Below are 22,037 nucleotides of genomic sequence, written 5' to 3' on the forward strand. Positions count from 1 at the left end.
AATAAATTACAATGAACACTAACATTCACGATTACATCGTAAAAACAGAACAAAAAGAATGGCAACCTTTAATTGAAAAAGGAATTCACTATGAAGGCATCTTCGTTAAATCTCTGAAATTTGATCCTGAAAAGAACAGATCAACCACAATTCTTTTAAAATTTGATCCGGGAGCAAGCTACCCTTATCACAATCATCCGGCAGGAGAAGAATTGTTTATTATGGAAGGGGATGCCATTATTGCCGGAGCGCGTTTGGAAAAAGGAGATTATTTGTATACACCTCCTAACTTTAAACACTCTGTAAAATCAGAAAACGGATGTCTGATCTTCTTTATGATCCCCGAAGAGGTTGAAATTCTTTAAAAGACAACTCCTTTATTTATAAAAAAACCGCAGTAAAAAAATCTTTTACTGCGGTTGTATTATTAAAGGTAAGTATATACTTACAACTTATTATTTCACTTCTTCGAAGTCTGCATCCTGTACATCATCACCTCCTGCATTTCCGCCAGGATTCTGAGCTCCGGCATCAGCACCCTGAGCTTGTTGTCCTGCTGCATACATTTCTTCTGAAGCAGCCATCCAAGCTGCATCCAAAGCTTCAGTTTTAGCTTTTACATCGTCAGAATTTTTAGCTTCAAATGCTGTTTTCAGCTCTGCTGCTGCAGCTTCTATGGCTGCTTTTTTATCTGCAGATAATTTATCTCCAAACTCTTTCAATTGCTTTTCAGTCTGGAAGATCAATCCGTCTGCTTTATTGAAGATCTCAACTTCTTCTTTTCTTTTCGCATCCGCTGCAGAATTTTCCTGAGCTTCTTTTTTCATTCTTTCGATTTCTTCGTCAGAAAGACCTGAAGAAGCCTGGATTTTGATAGACTGCTCTTTACCTGTACCTTTATCTTTAGCAGATACACTTAAGATACCGTTGGCATCAATATCGAAAGTAACTTCGATTTGAGGAACTCCTCTTGGTGCAGGTGGAATATCTGTAAGATCAAATCTACCGATTTCCTTATTGTCATTGAACATTGGTCTTTCACCTTGTCCTACTCTGATGCTTACAGCTGGCTGGTTGTCAGAAGCTGTAGAGAATACTTCAGATTTTTTCGTTGGGATCGTAGTGTTCGCTTCAATTAATTTAGTGAATACAGAACCCATTGTTTCGATACCTAAAGAAAGTGGAGTAACGTCAAGAAGTAATACATCTTTTACATCACCTGTTAATACACCACCTTGGATAGCTGCACCAATAGCTACAACCTCATCCGGGTTAACTCCTTTAGATGGTTTCTTACCAAAGAATTTTTCCACTTCTTCCTGAATGATCGGGATTCTTGTAGAACCACCTACCAGGATTACTTCGTCGATATCAGAAGTTGATAAACCTGCATCTTTTAATGCCTTAGCAACCGGCTCCATAGATCTTCTTACAAGATCAGCAGATAACTGCTCGAATTTAGCTTTAGTTAAAGTCTTCACTAAGTGTTTAGGACCTGTAGCTGTAGCTGTAATATATGGTAAGTTGATTTCAGTTTGTGGAGAAGAAGATAATTCGATTTTTGCTTTTTCTGCAGCTTCTTTCAATCTTTGAAGAGCAATAGCATCTGCTTTCAAATCTACACCTTCTTCAGCTTTGAATTCATCAGCCATCCAGTTGATGATCACATCATCGAAGTCATCACCTCCTAAGTGTGTATCACCGTTTGTAGACAATACTTCGAATACACCATCTCCTAAATCAAGGATAGAAATATCGAAAGTACCACCTCCAAGGTCATATACCGCAATCTTTTGATCTTTGTGATTTTTATCAAGACCGTACGCTAAAGCTGCAGCAGTAGGCTCATTGATAATTCTTTCTACTTTTAAACCTGCGATTTCACCCGCTTCCTTAGTAGCTTGTCTTTGTGCATCATTAAAGTATGCAGGAACAGTAATTACCGCTCTTGTTACTTCTTGTCCAAGATAATCTTCAGCCGTTTTCTTCATTTTCTGAAGAATCATTGCAGAAATTTCCTGTGGTGTATATTCTCTGTCGTCGATTTTTACTTTTACAGTATCATTTGGTCCGGATACAACTTCGTAAGGTACTCTTGAGATTTCTTTAGCATCTTCTTTAAAATGAGTCCCGATAAATCTTTTAATAGAGTATACAGTTTTCTTTGGATTCGTTACAGCCTGTCTTTTTGCAGGATCACCTACTTTTCTTTCACCATCTTCTGTAAACGCTACGATAGAAGGAGTTGTTCTTTTTCCTTCCGCATTAGGGATAACAACAGGGTCTTTACCCTCCATTACAGCAACACAAGAGTTGGTCGTTCCTAAGTCAATTCCAATTATTTTACTCATAATATTTTTTATTTTTCTAATTTTTAATTTGATTTACACTGTACATTTCTCAATATTCGTACCATTCAAATATATATGACAAATTGACATACATTATCAGAGAACATGGACGCAGCCGGCCATCGCATAAGTCAGCACTCAAAAATATTCCTTTATATATCAACAATTTATGAATAATCTGGTTTAAGACTTTTTTGCCATATTGAGCTAACCAGCATGACCATTCTGGCATATTAATTGCTTGGATTTGTCCAATATTCTATTTACACAAACACACACGATGAAAAATGAAATTAACTACTTCCTGTTATGGTATGAGCCTACCCTAAATTCTAATACTATATAACACTCCCAATTCAACTTATTGTCTAAAAGATACTGAATACGGATATTCCACATCTGTTTTAAATATAACACATCCATGTCTTCCAGTTGTGTTTTGTGCTATATCCATTCTTAAATTCTTTAACAGTAACTATATAAGCTAGCAGCTTTTGCTCCTGGCCGGGTATTATTATTTATAAAAAGCCTTCAATACATAATATACAATAACATATAAATAAACACATATGAAAACAAAAATGCTATTTTTATCCTCAATTTTGTTGTTTGAAATAACATCTGCACAAATAGGGATCGGAACATCTAACGCAAGAGGAGCTCTTGATATCAATAAACCTACAACCAATGATCATGGATTGGTATTACCTACAAATTCAAGTACTTCTAAAATATCTAATCCTTTGGGTGGAGAGGTAGCAATCGGAACAATTATGTATGATTCAACAGAGGATTGTGTAAAAGTTTATAAATCTAAAGGATGGTCTCAGTGTCTGGGTGAAGGCATTAATCAGGGATTTGTTTTGGATTGTAGTAGTGGAACACTAACAGGAACTTATACGCAGTCTATACCTAGCAGTGGAACTAAAACCATTAATTACACAGGAGCAAGCGGACAAAGTTATAACGCAATATCTGTAGCTTCAACAGGAGTTACAGGCCTTACAGCTTCGGCACCCGCAGGGGCTTTAGCCAATGGAAACGGGTCAATCACTTTAAATATTTCAGGAACGCCATCCGGAAGTGGTACAGCTAATTTTACCATAAATATAGCAGGACAAACCTGTACTTTTATAATCAATATCGGCCAACCACAAGTAAGACACGTAAAAATATTATCAATTATTCCTGATGCCTGGAATTCCAATTTATCCAATGGCAGATATACAAATATTGCAAGATCCAAATTAAATAATTCTTCTAACTTTGGCCCTTCAGGAAAAGTTAAAGTAACAGGATTTACCTACGACACCTTTAATATATACTCTAACAGTGCCCAGGAGCTGGAATATGCAATAGACAATGCAGATATTATTTGGATAGGCTACATAAGCAATAGCTATTTTACTCCGGAAAAAAGACAAATGCTGGACAAAAAAATCAGAGAAAAAAAGAAATTCTTCTTTATTGGTAACGATAATTACAACGGAGGATATTTTCCGGGTAAAACCAGTTTTGCAGGGCACACGTTTGATTATTTCAGATTCGGAACCATTTCGAATAATATCATATCAACGACAAACGGACCTGATAAAGGAATTTTCGGGAACCTATCCGACGGAGCTCCTATAAAAATGTACAGAGCTATTGGTAAAGTAACGAATTACCCTTCCGGATCTACCGCATTTATACGGAATACAGATGGAACAACTAATGCAGTAAGCAGTGATAATTTGGTAATTGTATCAGATATTAATTGGTATACAAACTATGAAAGAGCAGACGGTTTTTATGGAAGCTCAAGCAGCTGCTCAGACAACAACAACTCTATATTATTCTGTAATATTTTTGAAAAGGCAGTACAATACGTCTTAACTCATTAAATAACATTTAAAATATCTCCAGACTTTAAAAAGGTTGCCCATTGTGGCAACCTTTTTCAGCATATTTCTCACAATACAAATGGTAAAAACAGTTGTCGTATACAAAATCGCATTCTAGTTTCTACATACGTATAAGACAATGATATTTGGATTTTGGCACATATATTGATAATAGGAGTACCCAACACAAACATTCAAGATGAAAACCAATGAAATTTCTTATTTTATAAAAAATTATTCATACCCTATTTTTCTTTAGGGCACTGATAAACCATATTCATATTATCGGGTTCACCTAATTTAAAAAGATCAATATCAACAATTTAGACCATAACCGGTAAGAATATATTTCATTATAAACATAAATAAATACAAATATGAAAAGAAATTTTTTTCTACTTTCAATGCTTTTAGCATTTAAAACAATTTATTCCCAAGTAGGTATAGGGACAACAACTCCAAGAGGTGCACTGGACATCAATAAGCCGACGACTAACGAATTTGGGTTTGTACTACCAACCAACACCAGCACAACAAAAATAATCAATCCTCAAGGAGGAAATATTGCTGTTGGAACAATGATGTATGATTCTACTGAGGACTGTGTTAAGGTGCATAAATCTACAGGATGGTCCAATTGCCTTAGTGATAACAACAACATAGCAGGTAAAATAGACAATCTGGAATGCAATGGTTCTTTGACTGGAACTTATAATCAAGGGACACTTAGTAATGGTATGAAAGTAATCAACTATACGAACGGAAATGGAAAGGCTTATGATGCTATAAACGTCGCATCAACAGGAGTTATAGGACTTACCGCTACCGCTCCGGCCGGAACATTAAATAATGGTAACGGAAGCATTACTTTAAATATTTTTGGAACACCAACTACATCCGGAACAGCAACATTCATAATCAATTTTTTAGGGAAAACATGCACATTCACGGTCAAGGTTGAGCAGCAGATCCGCACCATAAAAATACTATCGCTGGTTCCTGATGCCTGGTCTACAAACTTATCAAATGATCCCTATACAAGTGTTGCCAGGTCTAAACTCAATAATTCATCCCACTTCGGACCGTCCGGAACTGTAAAAATATCTGGATTCACGTATAGTACCTTTGATGTTAGTACAGGGACTGCACAGGGACTGCAAACAGCTATTGATAATGCTGATATCATCTGGATCAGTTATATAACCAACGGAAATATCAATGCGGAAATGAGGAATGCTCTGGAACAAAAAATCAATGAAAAGAAAAAATTCTTTTTTATTGGTAACGATAATTATAATGGTTCGGTTTTTCCGGGAAAATCCGTCTTTTCAGGACAGACATTTGACTACTTTAATTATGGTAATTATTCTGGTTCTATTGTATCAACAACAGTGGGACCTGATAAAGGTGCATTTGGTACGCTACCAGCCGGTACACAAATAAATATGACATTAGCCGTCGGAAAAATGACGAATTACACATCCAATTCCACTCCTTTTATGAAAAATATGGATGGAACTGTTAATTCTATCATTGCTGATAACTTAATCGTTGTTTCGGATATTAACTGGTACATCAATTACCAATCAGATGATGGTTTTTATCAGGGATCCTCAAGTTGTTCCGATAACAGCAAATCCATTTTGTTTTGTAATATATTTGATAAGGCTATCAAATATGTATTAAGTCATTAATTTGCTATTACATATAATTTTATAGAAGGCTGCTGTAAAAGCAGCTTTTTTATTTACAGTAAAATATGTGATATTCTCAGGGATCAAAACAATTACATTCTTAATCAAAGTTTAATCTTGTTTATCCACTTTCAATATGTATTAATCCTTATTTTTGATAAATTTTACACACAAATATGTCAATACACTTTAATCCGAGGGATATTACCTGGCTCGCTTTTAATGAGAGGGTTTTACAGGAGGCAATGGACGAAAATGTTCCATTGCATTTAAGAATACGTTTTCTGGGAATTTTTTCCAATAATCTTGACGAATTTTTCAGAGTACGTGTTGCCGGATTAAAGCGAGCCATGGATTTTAAGGAGAAAGTAATTGCGGAATCCTTCTACCAGCCACCTTCGAAAATTTTACAAAGGATCAATGAAATTGTGATCAGACAACAGCAGAATTTTGATAAAACCTGGAAAAAAATCCAGAATGAAATGGCTGATCAGAATATTTTCATCAAGAATGCTAAAAACTTAACCGTACTCCAGAAAGAATTTGTCAGAAAATATTTTGATGAAGTGGTAGAATCCAATGTCATTCCTATTCTTCTTCATGAAAACACATCAATGCCATACTTAAGAGATAAAAGTCTTTATCTGGGTGTTGCCATGAGAAAAAAAGACTGGCAATACCAGAGTAATTATGCTATCATCGAAATACCGTCACGCTTTGTGGGAAGGTTTGTTTTGCTCCCTACTGAAGATCCAAAGGAAAAAAATGTAATGTTACTGGAGGATGTTATCACTTTCAACCTGCCTCATATTTTTTCTTATTTTGGATATGACGAATTTGCTGCAAATGCATTTAAAGTAACTAAGGATGCTGAAATGGATCTTGATAATGACATCAAAACCAATTTTGCAGAAAAAATAGAAAAAGGGCTTAAGAACAGAAGAAAAGGAAAACCGACAAGATTCGTTTTCGATAAAGATATGGATAAAGCTTTACTGGAATTATTAATCCGTAAGCTCAATCTCACTAAAAAAGACAGCATTATTCCCGGTGGAAAAATTCATAACTTTAAGCATTTCATGGATTTTCCGGATGTTTTTGAAGCTTATGCCAGACCTGTGGAAAGAACTTCTTTTAGCCATCAGGCTTTTGAACATGGCGAAAGGGTAACTGATGTGATCATGAAAAATGATGTGTTGCTCACTTTTCCATACCATAAATATAATCCGGTTATTGATCTTCTTCGTGAGGCGGCAATGGATCCTGATGTAAAATCAATACAGATTACAGCTTACAGACTGGCAAGCAGTTCGAAAATTATCAATGCATTGATCTATGCTGCACGAAATGGAAAAGAGGTTACGGTAATGCTCGAACTTCAGGCCCGGTTCGATGAGGAATCCAATCTTGAATGGAAAGAAATGCTCGAGCCGGAAGGTATTACCGTTTTAGTTGGAATTCCGGATAAAAAAGTTCATGCTAAGCTTTGTGTTATCAAGAAAAGAGCCCACAACAAAACCATTCAGTACGGATTTATCAGTACAGGGAATTTCAATGAAAAAACGGCCAGAATTTATGGAGATCATTTATTAATGACTGCAGACAGAGGAATTATGGCAGATATCAATAAAGTTTTCAACGTCCTTAAAAAACCTAAGGAAGATTACCTTGCTGTTCTGAAAACCTGTAAAAGTTTAATGGTCTGCCCACAATTCATGCGTGAAAAGATCGTCCATCATATCGATAAAGAGATCGAAGAAGCAAAAGCAGGGAGAAGAGCAGAAATTATTGTTAAAGCTAATTCGGTAAGTGACCGTGCTTTAATTACAAAACTATATGATGCAGCTTTAGCAGGAGTGGTTATAAAAACAATTGTGAGAGGAATTTATTGCGCTGTCAATCAAAAAGAATTTAAAGAAAAAATAAAAGGTATAAGTATTGTTGATGAATATCTGGAACATGCCAGGGTCATGTATTTTTACAACAAAGGAGCTGAAGACATGTATATTTCATCAGCAGACTGGATGACCAGAAACCTTGATTACAGAATTGAAGCGGCAGTAAAAATAACAGATAAAGAACTGAAAAAAGAGCTGAAGGACATCCTCGATATACAATTGAGAGATAATGTAAAGGCCAGGATTCTGGATAAAAAACTGAGTAACGAATATGTAAGAAATGACAAGCAGGAATGTCGTTCTCAAATTGAAACTTATAAATATTTAAAAGCTAAAACGAGTACAAAATGAAGATCGCAGCAATAGATATAGGAAGTAATGCAGCAAGACTTTTAATCAATGAAGTAAAAGATAACGGCAAACACCCGGAATTTATAAAGCTTAATCTTTTGCGGATTCCTCTAAGACTGGGTATGGATGTCTTTACCCGTGGAGAAATAGGACCTGAAAGGGAAAAAATGGTGATCGATTCAATGAAAATTTTCAGTGACCTGATGAAAATTTATAAAGTGGAACACTACAGGGCATGTGCGACAAGTGCCATGCGCGATGCTGTAAATGGAAAAGATATCATTGAACAGGTTAGAAAAACTTCAGGCATCAACATTGAAATTATATCAGGAGATGAAGAAGCTACCCTGGTGTATGAAAATCATGTGGCCGAAGGTCTGGATAAAGACTTCGCCTATTTATATATCGATGTTGGCGGTGGTTCTACTGAGCTTACATTCTATGAAAATGACAAAATGGTGTATGAAAAATCTTTCAATATTGGAACCATCCGGTTACTCAACAATCTTGTTACTCCGGACAACTGGTATGAGATGAAGCAGGAGGTCAAGAAAAATATAATGAGCAAGAAACCGATTGTTGCTATCGGATCTGGAGGAAACATCAATAAAGTGTTTTCAATGAGTAAAACCAAAGACGGAAAACCAATGTCTTTAGCTCATCTTAAAAAGGTATATAAAGAATTTGATGAACTCAGCGTCGATGAAAGAATGACAAAACATAATCTGAGAGAAGACAGAGCTGATGTGCTGGCCCACGCATTAAAGATTTTCAATAGTGTAATGGCATGGGCAGATATCAACAGAATCTTTGTTCCGAAGATTTCCGTAGCGGACGGGCTCATCCATAATATCTACAGTAAGCTACAAGAAAAGAAATAAATGAATAGCACATTATAAAAATAAAAGTCATTTGCCACTACGCATCTGACTTTTTTATTTTTAAAACCAATTTTTATTAAATCTGCCTTCTTGGGCCGTCTTTTGGGGTAATTTAAAACAATCGGTCAAGGACACTGCACCCTTTTACAAGAATTTTCGCGATGTTCTTTTATTAAAATTTACTTAAAATATGGTTATGTTTGAAAATTTCATTATTCGGAAAACATGGGTAACCTCTGGGAAGAGAGCACATTTACCTTTTATTTTAAAGTTAATCAAACGCAAATGTTTAATTTTTTTTATAAAAGTTAATTTTTTTTAAAGTAAATTTAAGTGCGAAATCGTTATAAAAGTATAATCTTAGTAACATGAGTTCAAACCCAATTAAAATAATAATAACAGGTGCCACAGGAATGGTAGGAGAAGGCGTGCTGATGGAATGTCTTGAAAACCCCGGTATTTCAGAAATTTTAAGTGTAAGCAGGAAACCGTCAGGAAAAAAGCATGCTAAATTAAAAGAGTATATCGTTCCAGATTTTCTAAGCATCACTGAAAATGATGAAAACCTGAAAGGTTATGATGCCTGCTTTTTCTGTGCAGGGATCAGCAGCGTGGGAATGAATGAAGAAGATTATACAAAAATAACATATGATACAACTCTCCATTTTGCAAATGCTGTTTTGAAGCAAAACCCCGGAATGGTTTTTAATTATGTTTCCGGAGCCCATACAGACAGCACAGAAAGTGGAAAGACAATGTGGGCAAGAGTAAAAGGAAGAACCGAAAATTCTTTAAAGAAGTTAGGATTCAGATCTGCCTATAACTTTCGTCCGGGATTTATGAAGCCCGTAGAAGGTCAGGTTCATGTCAAATGGTTTTTCAAACCTATTATATGGCTTTTTCCTGTTTTACTCCCGTCTCAATCATTAACATTGCATGAAGTAGGAAGAGCTATGGTCAATGTAGTAAAAAAGGGGTACCCAACATCAGTTTTAGAAATTCGAGACATTAAAAAACTTGCGATATGAGAGAAATGTTAAAAAGAATTATCCTTGTTATTTTTATCCTACTGGTTTTGACAGCAATTTCAGGTTTTCTGTATACCCAGAAACATCCGCTTGAAAAAGCATCCAATGAAAAACAATGGATGCAAAAAGCCATTAATCAAAAGCAGGTTGGAAACTAATAAGCATAGACCCCTACATTATTATTAATCATTTGTTAAGATTGCATTAAAATATTTACAAGGTATAAAGTTCATTTTTGCATTAATCAAAATTTAAGGTAAAAATGACGAAAAACTATCTTTTTAGAGGCTTCCTGCCTATTGCTGTCCTGTTTCAAGGCGGTCTTTTCGGACAATCGTTGATCCATTACTGGAATTTCAATAACAATGCTTCTCAAGCCTCTATTACCACTCCGACATCCTCGCTGGTAAACGGCTCTTCACTTGCTGCTATTACAGGGGGAACAAGTGTTATTGATTTTGCAGGAGGATCAGGTCAAAATTTCGACACCAATAATTTAAATGCCAGGAATAATGATCCTGCCGGAACCCATTTAAGGTTTAACAACCCTATTGGTGGTGGACTTCAATTTTCCCTGCCTACTACCGGATATCATAATGTAGTGGTAAAATTTACAACCAGAAGATCTGGTTCAGGGGCAGGAACACAAATCTGGTCATATTCCCTTGACGGAAATACTTTTACTAATTACCAGAGCGTTACTCCGGTGGATGACGTCCCTCAGTTAGTTACTTTTGATTTTTCAAATATTGCAGGAGTTTCCAACAACCCCAATTTTAAATTAAAAGTTGAATTTGCTACGGGATCGGGAGGAAATGCAGGAAATAATCGTTTTGATAATTTTACGGTAGATGCTGTAGCAACCGGTTCCACAGATACTACTCCACCTACAGTAACGTATCTTCCGGCTAATAATACCAATAATACATCCACAACAATAAATCCGAGTATTTCGTTTAATGAAAATGTCAGACATATTGATAACGCTGCAATCACTGATACCAATGCACAAAATCTTGTTGAATTCAGGGTGGCAAATGCTTCGGGCTCACAGATACCGTTCACAACTACTTTTAGTAACAATGCAATCACGATTATTCCTGGCACTCCCCTACTTCCTAATCAAACATATTATTTAGCACTAAAACCCAATACCGTTGAAGATTTTAGTGATAATGCTGTTACTTCAGCTACTTCTACTACTTTCACTACGGCAGGTACCACTATTTCACTCGATAAAAATTTCATCAAAGTAAATGAAAATGCGGGTAACCTAAGTTTCAAGATCAATATTAATAATCCTTCCGCCTCTACAGTAAATCTTGTTGTAAAGCCTGCTCCTTTCAGCACAGCCGACAGCAATGATTTTACAGTAAATAATCAAACAATCACTATTACGCCAACCACTACCAGCTATATTGTAAATATTCCGATTATTGATGATATACTCGAAGAACAGCAGGCAGAATATTTTGTAGTAAGCCTTGAAAACCCGGTAGGTGCAACTATTACAGGAGATAATTCAGCCACAATTTATATCGTAGATAATGATAAGGCCGCACCTGTTCCTTCAAATCAAATTCATTTGAACTATATCGGAAGCTTCGATCCTTCCGGAAACAACAACAGTTCTACAGAAATTGTTGTTCATGATCCTGCCACTCAAAGGTTGTTTACGATCAGTTCACTGACCGATGTTTTTGATATTATTGATTTCAGTACTCCAACGGCTCCTGTTGTTATCAAAACGGTAAATATGGCTTCTTATGGAGGAATCACTAGTATCGCGGTTAAAAACGGAATTATCGCAGTTTCTTCTCCAAATGTAAACCCACAACAAAACGGATCTGTTATCTTTTTTGACATTAACGGAAATTTCCTGAAACAAGTTACTGTAGGTGCTTTACCTGATATGATTACTTTTACTCCGGATGGATCAAAGGTTATTACAGCCAATGAAGGAGAACCTAATGACGCCTACACAGTTGATCCTGAAGGCTCCATCAGTATCATTGACATTTCCGGAGGAATAAACAATCTTATCCAAAGTCAGGTTACCACACTCAATTTTACCAATTTCAACACCCAGGAATCTTCTCTTTTTGCAACCGGATTAAGAAAAGTAAGGGCAACGAGTACGCTGGCCCAGGATCTGGAACCGGAATATATAACGGTAAGCTCAGACAGCCAAAAGGCATGGGTTACTCTTCAGGAAAACAATGGGATTGCTGAAGTAAATCTGGTAACGAAATCCATAACGAGTATTTGGGGATTAGGCAAAAAAGATATGAGTTTACCCGGAAACGGTTTTGATGCTTCGGATAATAACGGAGAGGTACTGATTGCCAATTGGCCGGTAAAAACATTTTATACTCCCGATGCTGTACAAAACTATAAAGCAGGTAATACCAATTATATCGTAACAGCTAATGAAGGTGATGAAAAAGATCTTTCCGGGTTCAGCGAAAGAACAACTGTAGGAGCCAATGGCTATCTTTTAGATTCTACAAATTTCCCTAATTCATCTATATTAAAAGCTTCTCACAACCTGGGAAGATTCAGGGTAACCAATGTAAATGGCAATACAGACGGAGATGCCGAATACGAAGAAATTAATGCAATGGGAGCACGTTCTTTTTCCATTTTCAATGCCGATACAAAACAGATTGTATATGATAGTGGAGATCAGTTTGAACGTTATGTTGCATACAGCCATCCATTAATCTTTAACGCAGATAACGAAAGTAATGCAGTTAAAAGCAGAAGCCGTGCCAAAGGTCCGGAACCAGAAGGTGTTGCTTTAGGAACCATAAACGGTCAGACTTTTGCCTTCATCACTTTGGAAAGAACCGGTGGTGTAATGGTTTATAATATTACAGATCCAAATAATGTAACTTTTACGGATTACAAAAATTCGAGATCAACTTCAGCATATGGTGGTGATAACGGCCCCGAAGGAATTATTTACATAGCTCCACAAAATACAACAACAGGCAAAGGCTATGTAGTTATTGCAAATGAAATCAGCGGAACTTTATCGATGTATGAAGTAGTAACACCTCCCACATTGGGAACGGGTGAGGTAAAAGCTGAGCAGGCCACATTTAATGTATTCCCTAATCCTGTGACAAAAGGAAATACTCTATATTTCAACCGCGCACAAGGTTATGAATTGTACGATATGTCAGGAAAACTTTTGAAAAAAGAGAAAAATTCTTTACTTATTGAAACTTCATCACTTGCTACAGGTGTTTACCTCATTAAAACTTCAGAGGGTATACTGAAACGGTTTATCGTAAAATAGAATATACATTAGATTGATAAAAAAGCTCAGGATTTTCCTGAGCTTTTTATATTAATGCATATCATCATAGATCCGAACAAGATCTACAACATTTTTAATTTTTAGCTTATCAAAAATTTTCTTTTTATAGGTACTGATCGTAGACATTTTAAGGTCGAGAATGTTGGCAATTTCTATATTCCCGTTTCCTTCAGCCAGAAGTTTAAATATCTGGAATTCCCTTTTAGAAAGCTTTTCTACAGTACGCCCATCTTTAGAGTGGGACAACAATTTATTGACCATCTTTGACGGGTAATAATACCCCTCTTCAAAGATCGCTGTAATGCCTCTCAATATTTCAGATTCTGAAGCACCCTTATTAAGAAACCCTTCCGCCCCTTCTTCAATATATTGAATGCCTACACTTTCATCATAAGTAGAAAAGATCATGATTTTAAGATCTTCCTGTTTTCCTTTTAATTCCTTTACCATTGTTTTCGAAGTGCTGTCAGGCATATCAATATCCAGAATCACCAGATCATATTGTTCTTTAGAAACTTTGTCCTTGGTCTCAATATAATTTTCAGCAAAATCTATTGTACAGGGATATTGAAGTTTCGATTCCAACAGCAGCGCAGTACCCGTTCTCACAATATAATGGTCATCCGCAATGAGTATTTTTTTCATAGTTCTTAGTTTTTGATCATAACTTCCAAAGGAAACCATGGATATGATTTTTTTGGAGTGCATTTCCTCGTCCGATTTTTAGCAAGATGCAATACAACATGTAGGCCGATACGATCTTTTTGAAAATAAATTTCTCCGTAATAAAGATCTTTCACCGCATTTATACAGCGATTTATTATTTCTTTAGAAAATCCATACCCAAAATTGGCAATTTTGACGATTCCCCATGTGTTTTTAGACTTTTTCATAGTAAACCTTATTGTGATCATTTTTTATTTGTATTGTCAATTAGTGTAGAATCATATATTTGGAAATAATATGGGTTTTATAAGGTATACAAAACCTGATTTATCTTCTGAAATGCTTTGCCATCTTTTTTGTAAAACGATACTACTCGCTCCGAAACAAATTGAAGAGTTTTGTATATAAAACAGGGAAAGAAAAAACATAACAGAAGCAGCCCAAACCTCATATAGTGTTGTAAATAAATTTTTTACAAAAGTAACATTAATAAAACTCACAAAAACATAGAATTATTTCTATATGAATTTAATATTAATTCTAGTTTAATACACCTTATTTAATAAGTGTAACCAATAAAAAAAGACGGGCTATAAAAACCTGTCTTTAAACATATTACATTATTTTAAGTGAATAATTTATTAAAAATAATAATTCACTGGAAATTTTTAAATATATACAAATATGAATTCCTTTTTACGGCTTAGGAGAATCATCTTTTGATCCATCATTTTCAAGAGTCATGTCATCAAAATTCTTTTTCTCTTTCTTCTCAATGATCTTAACAATTTCTTTTTGAACCTCCTCCGGCTTTCCTTTTAAATAGTCCGGTAAATTAAGTCCTGCCATATTGAACAAATCATTTAACGGCGGAACTGTTTTCATCATCCCTGAAACAAAATTAGCCGTAGAATTGTTTCCATCTTTTCCATTTCCACTATCCCAAACAGTAACCTTATCAATCTTGATATTTTTAACTGCTTCTACCTGAGTTTTTACCAGTTCAGGAAGTTTTTCCAATAGCAATAGCTGGAATGCACTGTTAGCATCACCCCCAGCAGCTTTAACCACCTGATCATATCCTTCAGCCTGCTTGGTAAGGATCTCATAGAGACCCTTCGCTTCAGCTTCCATCTTAGCAAATATGGCGTCTGCTTCTCCTTTTGCCTGCAATCTTATTTTTTCAGCTTCAGCCTGTGCATCGATAATCATTTTCTGTTTTGAAATCTCTGCGGGAACTACAATATTAGCCTGTTGTGTAGACCGTTCTCTTTCTGCTCTCGCAGCCTCTGCTTTCTGTTCAGCCACATAAGCCTCTTCAAGTGATTTCGCCGCTTGTACCTTTTCAGCAGCAGTAGCAATTCTTAATGCCTCCGCTTCTCTTTCCCTTCTTTCAGCATCGGAGTTTGCGATGGTAATTTTTGCTTCATTTTCTCCTTTTACAGCAATAGAGTTAGCCAAAGATGTTGCAATACGTGCTTCTTTTGCAGCTTCTGCCTTACCGATAGCCTCATCTTTTCCTGCGGCCGCAATACTGATCTCCCTGTCTTTTTGAGTAATCGCTATCTTAACATCCCGGTCCCTCTGTGTCTCTGCAATCTGAGTATCTTTCTCGCGATCAGCAAGAGCTTTTCCTGTTTCACCGATCTTTGTCTGTTCCGCTACACTGATAATCGCTTCATTGATCGCTTTTGCAGCAGCTTCTTTTCCCAGAGCTTCAATATATCCGGATTCATCCCTGATATCCGTAACGTTTACATTGATTAGCTTCAGGCCTATTTTCTTTAATTCCGTATCAACATTTTTAGAAATATTATCCAGAAATTTATCCCTGTCCGAGTTAATTTCCTCAATGGTCATTGTAGCAATAACCAAACGCAATTGCCCGAATAAAATATCTTTCGAAAGCTCCTGAATCTGCTCGGGAGATAATCCGAGTAAACGCTCTGCTGCATTTCCCATAGAATCAGGATCTGTAGAAATGGCAATCGTAAAACGACAAGGAACATCCACACGGATATTCTGGCGCGAAAGCGCATTGGTAAGATTGGCTTCAATGGAAATTGGTTTCAGATCCAGATAAGCAAAATCCTGGATAACCGGCCATACAAAAGCTCCCCCTCCATGAATACACTTTGCAGAGCTTCCGCCTGTTTTACCGTAGATCACTAAAATTTTATCTGAAGGACATCTTTTGTATCGCGAAATAAGGGCTAAAAATGTGACAAATAGTACGACGACTATTACAACTGTTAAAATAAGGGTTCCGGGAATTTCCATATATCGTTTTATAATTTTAATTAAACTTTCGAAACAACAAGGATCTTGTCATAAATGTATATCACTCTTACAGAATGACTCGACGGAATGCTTTCTTCAGCTTCCGTCATCGCCTGAAGCTCGTGGTTTGTTCCTTTTAAGGAGATCTGTATCTTTCCCATTCCACTCATCTTTGGAGGAATCGTGATATACACCTCACCCGTTCTTCCGATAAGATCTTCCATTTTAAAGGTATTGTCTTCTGTTAATTTTAAAATCTGTAGAATAAGAATAAAGAAAAGGAAAAGAAAACCTGTTCCGATAAGAATAGCTACAAGAAACAACAGTGCTTTGCTTCCTATGGAATCATAAAAGGCCACTCCACCCCATCCGAATCCTAAAAGGAAATTAACCAGATTCCTGAAGGAAAACAGTTGGAAAGGACTGTCACCATGCGGTGCATCACCACTGAAATCTGTATGAACAGCCCCAGTATGGTCACCTCCGATAAAAGTAAGGATTGTCTGAATTAAAAATATTAAACTGGCACCCAAAGCGATATACCAAAAGCCTTGATTCAGAGGTTCTAAATTTTCTATAAATCCAAACATATTGATGTGTTTTAACAAATATAACAAAAACCACCATATGATTCGGAAAAGGACCATAATAAAAAAGACAGGCTATAAAAACCTGTCTTCGTTATCTTTACATCTTAATTGATGTTACTCTACGCTTATTACCTTTTCGATCTCCGGAGCGTGCTGCTTTATTGTATTTTCTACACCCAGTTTAAGTGTTGAAAAGTTCAAAGAACATCCGGAACAGTTTCCTAAAAGTTTTACATAAACCGAGTTATCTTTCACATCAATAAGCTCAATATCACCTCCGTCTTTATTCAAAAACGGACGGATACTTTCTAAAGCCTCCATTACTCTTGTTACAGTATCTTCGTGTGCTACGTTTGTTTCCATATTTTTCAGTTCAATTCGGTTTTTTTTCAAAATTTAATTTGAATATTATTTTTTTGCCTTTGGAGAGCATCCTGCCATAGTTGTGATCTTTACAGCTTCAGTAGGTGGAAGGTTTTTATTCCTTTCTACAAGACTTTCTACCATGTTACGTGCTGTTTCCGTATAAATATCTGCGATTTTGGAATTTTCCTGCAATGCTGCCGGCCTTCCGACATCTCCTGCCTCTCTTATACTCTGGATCAGAGGAATTTCTCCCAGTACCGGAATTCCAAGATCATCAGCTAAATATTGTGCTCCCTGGTTTCCAAAAATATAATATTTATTATCAGGTAATTCTTCAGGTGTAAAGTACGCCATATTTTCGATTAATCCAAGAACCGGAATATTAATACTTTCCATCTGGAACATGGCAATACCTTTTCTTACGTCTGCCAATGCAACATGTTGAGGTGTACTTACAATCACAGCTCCTGTAACAGGCACTTCCTGAATAATTGATAAGTGAATATCTCCTGTACCCGGAGGTAAGTCGATCAATAAAAAGTCCAGCTCTCCCCAATTCGCATCTCTAATCATTTGGTTCAGAGCTTTAGAAGCCATTGGACCTCTCCAAACTACTGCCTGATTAGCTCCCGAGAAATATCCGATTGAAAGCATTTTCACACCATAGTTCTCTACAGGCTTCATTAGATTTTTTCCGTTAACCTCTACAGAAATCGGCTTTTGTCCTTCCGTATCAAACATGGTAGGGACAGATGGTCCGTAAATATCTGCATCCAATAGACCCACTTTAAAGCCCATTTTAGCTAAAGTAACTGCCATATTTGCAGCTACGGTAGATTTTCCAACACCTCCTTTACCGGAAGCAATTGCGATAATATTCTGAATTCCCGGAATCTGCTTTCCTTTGATCTGGCTTTGCTGAATTTCACTTGGCTCAGGAGAAACTATTTTAAGCTTTAAATGGATATCTTCTCCAAACTCACTGGCAAAAGCCTGCTTCATTGCAGCCTCTAATTTTTTCTTTTCATGCATTGCCGGTGAATGCGCCGTCATATCTATATATACATCATTTCCTACAATCTGAAGATTATTAACTAAATCATCTACTTCTATTTCTTTAAGGAAATCTTGAACCTTTTCTTTCGTCAACATAAAATTGCTATAAATTGTTTACAAATTTACGGATTTTTTCTATAATTTAGAATGAATAAAATCTATAACTCAAGGTGATAAATCGCATCACTAAAAATATATCAATCAACTTTTCCGGTTTCCCTTTTCAGGAAATAAACTTTTAAACTCTATAAAAATGAACACCAATCCTAAATCTTATCCCTCTAAATTTGCTACATTCAATGGTATTTTTAACGTGGGGAAAACAAGATTCAAATGGTATAACTTAGCTGAAAATACAAATGACATTTCTTCTGAAGATATCAGCCATGCAAAAACATGCATCGAAAATGCAACTGAACATTTTCAGGACATTGAAGATCTTGGTTTTGTAATTCTCCACAGATGTGGCAGCAATTATTTACTTCTGGTTTGTACCTGGAGAAGTGAAAACGAATTGTGGGAAAGTGTATATTATGACGGAACCGGAAAATTCGAAACCTGGGAAAGAAATAACAATCACATTCCTACCTACTGTGTCTGGGAAATGGGAATTGTATACCATGAATCCAGAGCCTGGAAAAAGTTTCTGGGAACTGACAAACAGGAAAACAACAGACAGCAGTATCTGGATGATTTTTTTGAAGGAGAAGTATAGGGCTGCAATCATTTCATACCCTTAGTTCTTCTATTTTTCAATATATTCACCGTCATAAAATTATGATATGAGAAAAGGTTTCATAGTAGTTTCTTTATTTATTGCTCAGGTTATTTATTCCCAGAATTATTCCCGGTATGTTAATCCTTTCATAGGAACCGGAGGTCATGGCCACACCTTTCCGGGAGCGATTGTTCCTTTCGGAATGGTCCAGCTTTCACCTGACACCAGGATAGATGGCAGCTGGGACGGGTGCAGTGGTTATCATTATTCCGATTCGGTCATTTATGGGTTTTCCCATACCCACCTCAATGGTACGGGAGTTTCAGACTATGGTGATATTATGCTAATGCCTACCATGGGAAATCCAAGCCTGGACAACAAAGACTATTCTTCAAAATTTTCCCATAAAAATGAAACTGCTTCTGCCGGATTCTATTCTGTAAAATTGGATAAAAACAATATTGATGTCCGTTTAACAACAACCAAAAGAGTAGGATATCATGAATATACTTTCAACAACAGTGGAAATGCCAATATCATACTTGACCTTAATCACAGGGATAAACTTCTGGAAGGAGAGGTGAAAATTATTGATGATAGAACGATTGAGGTCTTCAGAAGAAGTGAGGCCTGGGCCACAAACCAATATATTTATGCCCGGATTGAATTTTCCAAGCCATTAAAACTGACGAAGAAAGAAGCTAACGGAAAGCAGGAAAATAATATGTATACCGGAACAAAGGTGGCTTTAGCATTTTCGGCTCCTGTTAAAAAGGGAGAGAAGATCAGCGTAAAGGTCGCTTTATCTCCAACAGGCTATGAAGGTGCAGGAAAAAACATGCTGGCAGAAGGTCAGTCGAATGATTTTGAAAACATAAGAAAACAAGCTGACAATGATTGGAACAAGGAACTTTCCAAGATTGAGGTAAAATCAGACGACACTAATAAGCTGAGTATTTTTTACACCGCTTTATATCATGTTTTTACGCAGCCTAATATTTATATGGATGTTGATGGGAAATACAGGGGTCGTGATAATAAGTTCTATACGGCAAACGGATTCGATTACTATTCTGTTTTTTCTCTATGGGATACTTTCAGGGCTGCACATCCGCTCATGACCTTAATTGACAGAAAACGAACTGCGGATTTTATTAATACCTTCATCAGACAGTACGAGCAAGGTGGAAAATTGCCGGTATGGGAGCTTGCCTCTAACGAAACAGAATGTATGATCGGTTATCATGCAGTTTCTGTAATCGCAGACGCCATGACCAAAGGAATCAAGGGTTTCGATTACGAAAAAGCGTATGAAGCTTCTAAAAATTCTGCAATACTGGATATTTTTGGACTGAATGCTTACAAGCAAAACAATTATATCAGTGTAGATGATGAACATGAGAGCGTTTCCAAAACGCTGGAATATGCATATGACGATTGGTGTATTGCACAAATGGTTAAAATTTTAAACAAAAAAGAAGACTACCGGTATTTCATGAACCGTTCCCAGAACTGGAAAAGCCTCTACAATCCTGAAAACGGCTTTATGCAGGCCAGAAAAAACGGGAACTGGTATCAACCTTTTGATCCAAGAGAGGTAAACAACAATTACACGGAAGGGAACTCATGGCATTATTCTTATTTTGTTCCCCAGGATATTCCGGGCTTAATTGATGCCCATGGAGGAAAAGAAAAATTCGAACAGTTCATCGATGCCATTTTCACCACCCCTAGCACAACAACGGGCAGGGAACAAGCTGATATCACAGGTCTTATAGGACAGTATGCGCAAGGCAATGAACCAAGCCATCATATTGCTTATCTGTATAATTTTGTGGATAAACCACAAAAAGCAGACGAGAAGATCAGATACATACTCGATCATTTTTATCAAAACACTCCGGATGGATTGATCGGAAATGAAGATTGCGGACAGATGAGTGCATGGTATGTTTTAAGTTCCATGGGTATTTATTCTGTAACTCCGGGTAAGCCGGAATGGGAAACCGTTACCCCTTATTTTGATGAAATTAAGCTTCACCTTGAAGACGGCACTACCAGAACGATTACAAAAAACACAGGCAAAGAGGAGCTCAAGAAACTGGGATTTGAAAATGTAAAATCCATAAAAGATTTTAAATACAATGAACAAACCGCATCTCCTGTGATTGTAGCTGACAGGCTTTTTGATTTTTCTACTAAAGTACAGATCACTCCCCTCAACCCAAAAGACAAGGTTTATTACATGACCATAGACGAAAATGATAAAAATGTAAGAAAAACTTTCTCCACGTACAAAGGTCCGTTTACCATTAATAAAACCACCCAGGTTTCTGCATATGCTCAAAGAAACGGAGAAAAAAGCTCAGTTACCACTGCTAATTTTAACAGAAGGCCTAATCATTGGGATATTACTGTAAACTCAAAGGTGAATCCTCAATACACAGCAGGAGGCAAACTCGCTCTTATTGATGGCATCAATGGTACTGAAAACTGGAGAAAGGGAGAATGGCAAGGCTATCAGGGGCAAACTTTTGAAGCTATTCTTGATTTTATATCTCCGCAACAGCTTACCCGACTGTCTTCAACCTATCTTCAGGATAGCAGGGCATGGATTTTAATGCCTAAAAAGGTAGAATACTATGCTTCAATGAACGGAAAAGATTTTATACTATTGAAAACCGTTGATAATACTGTGGATTCTAAAGATGAGAAAGTTCAGATCAAAGATTTTACTGCAGATATTCTGCCTACAGAGGCCCGGTATATTAAAATAAAAGCTTATCATTTTGGTAAACTTCCGGAGTGGCACCAGGGAGCCGGCGGTGATTCTTACATCTTTATAGACGAAATTTCCGCTCAATAGCTGTATTATAAATTATAAATAAAAAACCTCTTTCAAGTTGAAAGAGGTTTTTTATTTAGATCATAGGAGAATCTTCAATTCGTC

Annotated in this window: 17 protein-coding genes; 10 read left to right on the top strand and 7 right to left on the bottom strand. The window is 36.5% G+C overall.

Features of this window, described 5'->3' with window-relative positions; translation table 11 throughout:
- Positions 1 to 11: 11 nt before the first annotated feature.
- The gene (locus PFY10_08315) at positions 12 to 365 is read left to right on the top strand and encodes a cupin domain-containing protein (protein ID WBV58451.1); all 354 of its coding nucleotides are present in this window, start codon (positions 12 to 14) and stop codon (positions 363 to 365) included.
- A 90-nt stretch (positions 366 to 455) separates the two neighbouring features.
- On the opposite strand, the gene dnaK is transcribed toward PFY10_08315, so the two are convergent.
- On the bottom strand, positions 456 to 2,351 hold the full coding sequence (dnaK, locus tag PFY10_08320) for a molecular chaperone DnaK (GenBank protein ID WBV58452.1): 1,896 nt from the start codon (positions 2,349 to 2,351) through the stop codon (positions 456 to 458).
- A gap of 569 nt (positions 2,352 to 2,920) precedes the next feature.
- Here dnaK and PFY10_08325 point away from each other — a divergent pair.
- From PFY10_08325 to PFY10_08355, 7 genes are all read left to right on the top strand, one after another.
- Positions 2,921 to 4,234 (top strand): hypothetical protein, encoded by a 1,314-nt coding sequence (locus PFY10_08325; GenBank protein ID WBV58453.1) that lies wholly within the window; start codon positions 2,921 to 2,923, stop codon positions 4,232 to 4,234.
- A gap of 377 nt (positions 4,235 to 4,611) precedes the next feature.
- Positions 4,612 to 5,928: a hypothetical protein gene (locus tag PFY10_08330; protein WBV58454.1), complete on the top strand. Its 1,317-nt coding sequence runs from the start codon at positions 4,612 to 4,614 to the stop codon at positions 5,926 to 5,928.
- 176 nt (positions 5,929 to 6,104) lie between these two features.
- Positions 6,105 to 8,177, top strand: coding sequence for a polyphosphate kinase 1 (gene ppk1 / locus PFY10_08335; protein ID WBV58455.1), 2,073 nt, complete (start codon positions 6,105 to 6,107; stop codon positions 8,175 to 8,177).
- Positions 8,174 to 9,058: an exopolyphosphatase gene (locus PFY10_08340; protein WBV58456.1), complete on the top strand. Its 885-nt coding sequence runs from the start codon at positions 8,174 to 8,176 to the stop codon at positions 9,056 to 9,058. Before ppk1 ends, PFY10_08340 begins: the two co-directional genes overlap by 4 nt.
- A gap of 368 nt (positions 9,059 to 9,426) precedes the next feature.
- The gene (locus PFY10_08345; GenBank protein ID WBV58457.1) at positions 9,427 to 10,086 is read left to right on the top strand and encodes an NAD-dependent epimerase/dehydratase family protein; all 660 of its coding nucleotides are present in this window, start codon (positions 9,427 to 9,429) and stop codon (positions 10,084 to 10,086) included.
- Positions 10,083 to 10,244: a hypothetical protein gene (locus tag PFY10_08350; GenBank protein ID WBV58458.1), complete on the top strand. Its 162-nt coding sequence runs from the start codon at positions 10,083 to 10,085 to the stop codon at positions 10,242 to 10,244. Before PFY10_08345 ends, PFY10_08350 begins: the two co-directional genes overlap by 4 nt.
- A 104-nt stretch (positions 10,245 to 10,348) precedes the next feature.
- Positions 10,349 to 13,390, top strand: coding sequence for a choice-of-anchor I family protein (locus PFY10_08355; protein WBV58459.1), 3,042 nt, complete (start codon positions 10,349 to 10,351; stop codon positions 13,388 to 13,390).
- A gap of 51 nt (positions 13,391 to 13,441) precedes the next feature.
- Here the strand turns inward: PFY10_08355 and PFY10_08360 are convergent, their stop codons facing one another.
- The 6 genes from PFY10_08360 to PFY10_08385 all read right to left on the bottom strand — a co-directional run bounded on the left by PFY10_08360 (position 13,442) and on the right by PFY10_08385 (position 18,465).
- Entirely contained in the window at positions 13,442 to 14,056 is a 615-nt protein-coding gene (locus tag PFY10_08360) for a response regulator transcription factor (GenBank protein ID WBV58460.1), read from the bottom strand.
- A gap of 5 nt (positions 14,057 to 14,061) precedes the next feature.
- Positions 14,062 to 14,304 (bottom strand): hypothetical protein, encoded by a 243-nt coding sequence (locus tag PFY10_08365; GenBank protein ID WBV58461.1) that lies wholly within the window; start codon positions 14,302 to 14,304, stop codon positions 14,062 to 14,064.
- Positions 14,305 to 14,773: 469 nt separating this feature from the next.
- On the bottom strand, positions 14,774 to 16,357 hold the full coding sequence (locus tag PFY10_08370) for an SPFH domain-containing protein (protein WBV58462.1): 1,584 nt from the start codon (positions 16,355 to 16,357) through the stop codon (positions 14,774 to 14,776).
- Positions 16,358 to 16,377: 20 nt separating this feature from the next.
- Positions 16,378 to 16,947, bottom strand: coding sequence for a serine protease (locus tag PFY10_08375; GenBank protein ID WBV58463.1), 570 nt, complete (start codon positions 16,945 to 16,947; stop codon positions 16,378 to 16,380).
- A 114-nt stretch (positions 16,948 to 17,061) separates the two neighbouring features.
- A complete protein-coding gene (locus tag PFY10_08380; GenBank protein WBV58464.1) occupies positions 17,062 to 17,310 on the bottom strand; it encodes a NifU family protein in 249 nt (82 codons plus the stop codon).
- Between the two features lie 45 nt (positions 17,311 to 17,355).
- Positions 17,356 to 18,465: an Mrp/NBP35 family ATP-binding protein gene (locus PFY10_08385; protein ID WBV58465.1), complete on the bottom strand. Its 1,110-nt coding sequence runs from the start codon at positions 18,463 to 18,465 to the stop codon at positions 17,356 to 17,358.
- A 157-nt stretch (positions 18,466 to 18,622) separates the two neighbouring features.
- Between PFY10_08385 and PFY10_08390 the strand changes: the two genes are divergently transcribed.
- Positions 18,623 to 19,084, top strand: coding sequence for a hypothetical protein (locus PFY10_08390; protein ID WBV58466.1), 462 nt, complete (start codon positions 18,623 to 18,625; stop codon positions 19,082 to 19,084).
- 67 nt (positions 19,085 to 19,151) lie between these two features.
- Positions 19,152 to 21,953: a GH92 family glycosyl hydrolase gene (locus tag PFY10_08395; GenBank protein ID WBV58467.1), complete on the top strand. Its 2,802-nt coding sequence runs from the start codon at positions 19,152 to 19,154 to the stop codon at positions 21,951 to 21,953.
- Positions 21,954 to 22,037 lie beyond the last annotated feature (84 nt).

This window comes from Chryseobacterium daecheongense, assembly GCA_027920525.1.
Lineage (GTDB): Bacteria > Bacteroidota > Bacteroidia > Flavobacteriales > Weeksellaceae > Chryseobacterium > Chryseobacterium proteolyticum.

What these genes read in the sequence shown, in the direction of transcription:
- PFY10_08375 (WBV58463.1), bottom strand. Translation starts at nt 16,947, where the DNA reads ATGTTTGGATTTATAGAAAATTTAGAACCTCTGAATCAAGGCTTTTGG.
- PFY10_08340 (WBV58456.1), top strand. Translation starts at nt 8,174, where the DNA reads ATGAAGATCGCAGCAATAGATATAGGAAGTAATGCAGCAAGACTTTTA.
- PFY10_08370 (WBV58462.1), bottom strand. Translation starts at nt 16,357, where the DNA reads ATGGAAATTCCCGGAACCCTTATTTTAACAGTTGTAATAGTCGTCGTA.
- PFY10_08380 (WBV58464.1), bottom strand. Translation starts at nt 17,310, where the DNA reads ATGGAAACAAACGTAGCACACGAAGATACTGTAACAAGAGTAATGGAG.
- PFY10_08360 (WBV58460.1), bottom strand. Translation starts at nt 14,056, where the DNA reads ATGAAAAAAATACTCATTGCGGATGACCATTATATTGTGAGAACGGGT.
- PFY10_08390 (WBV58466.1), top strand. Translation starts at nt 18,623, where the DNA reads ATGAACACCAATCCTAAATCTTATCCCTCTAAATTTGCTACATTCAAT.
- PFY10_08325 (WBV58453.1), top strand. Translation starts at nt 2,921, where the DNA reads ATGAAAACAAAAATGCTATTTTTATCCTCAATTTTGTTGTTTGAAATA.
- PFY10_08345 (WBV58457.1), top strand. Translation starts at nt 9,427, where the DNA reads ATGAGTTCAAACCCAATTAAAATAATAATAACAGGTGCCACAGGAATG.
- dnaK (WBV58452.1), bottom strand. Translation starts at nt 2,351, where the DNA reads ATGAGTAAAATAATTGGAATTGACTTAGGAACGACCAACTCTTGTGTT.
- ppk1 (WBV58455.1), top strand. Translation starts at nt 6,105, where the DNA reads ATGTCAATACACTTTAATCCGAGGGATATTACCTGGCTCGCTTTTAAT.
- PFY10_08355 (WBV58459.1), top strand. Translation starts at nt 10,349, where the DNA reads ATGACGAAAAACTATCTTTTTAGAGGCTTCCTGCCTATTGCTGTCCTG.
- PFY10_08365 (WBV58461.1), bottom strand. Translation starts at nt 14,304, where the DNA reads ATGAAAAAGTCTAAAAACACATGGGGAATCGTCAAAATTGCCAATTTT.
- PFY10_08330 (WBV58454.1), top strand. Translation starts at nt 4,612, where the DNA reads ATGAAAAGAAATTTTTTTCTACTTTCAATGCTTTTAGCATTTAAAACA.
- PFY10_08350 (WBV58458.1), top strand. Translation starts at nt 10,083, where the DNA reads ATGAGAGAAATGTTAAAAAGAATTATCCTTGTTATTTTTATCCTACTG.
- PFY10_08385 (WBV58465.1), bottom strand. Translation starts at nt 18,465, where the DNA reads ATGTTGACGAAAGAAAAGGTTCAAGATTTCCTTAAAGAAATAGAAGTA.
- PFY10_08395 (WBV58467.1), top strand. Translation starts at nt 19,152, where the DNA reads ATGAGAAAAGGTTTCATAGTAGTTTCTTTATTTATTGCTCAGGTTATT.
- PFY10_08315 (WBV58451.1), top strand. Translation starts at nt 12, where the DNA reads ATGAACACTAACATTCACGATTACATCGTAAAAACAGAACAAAAAGAA.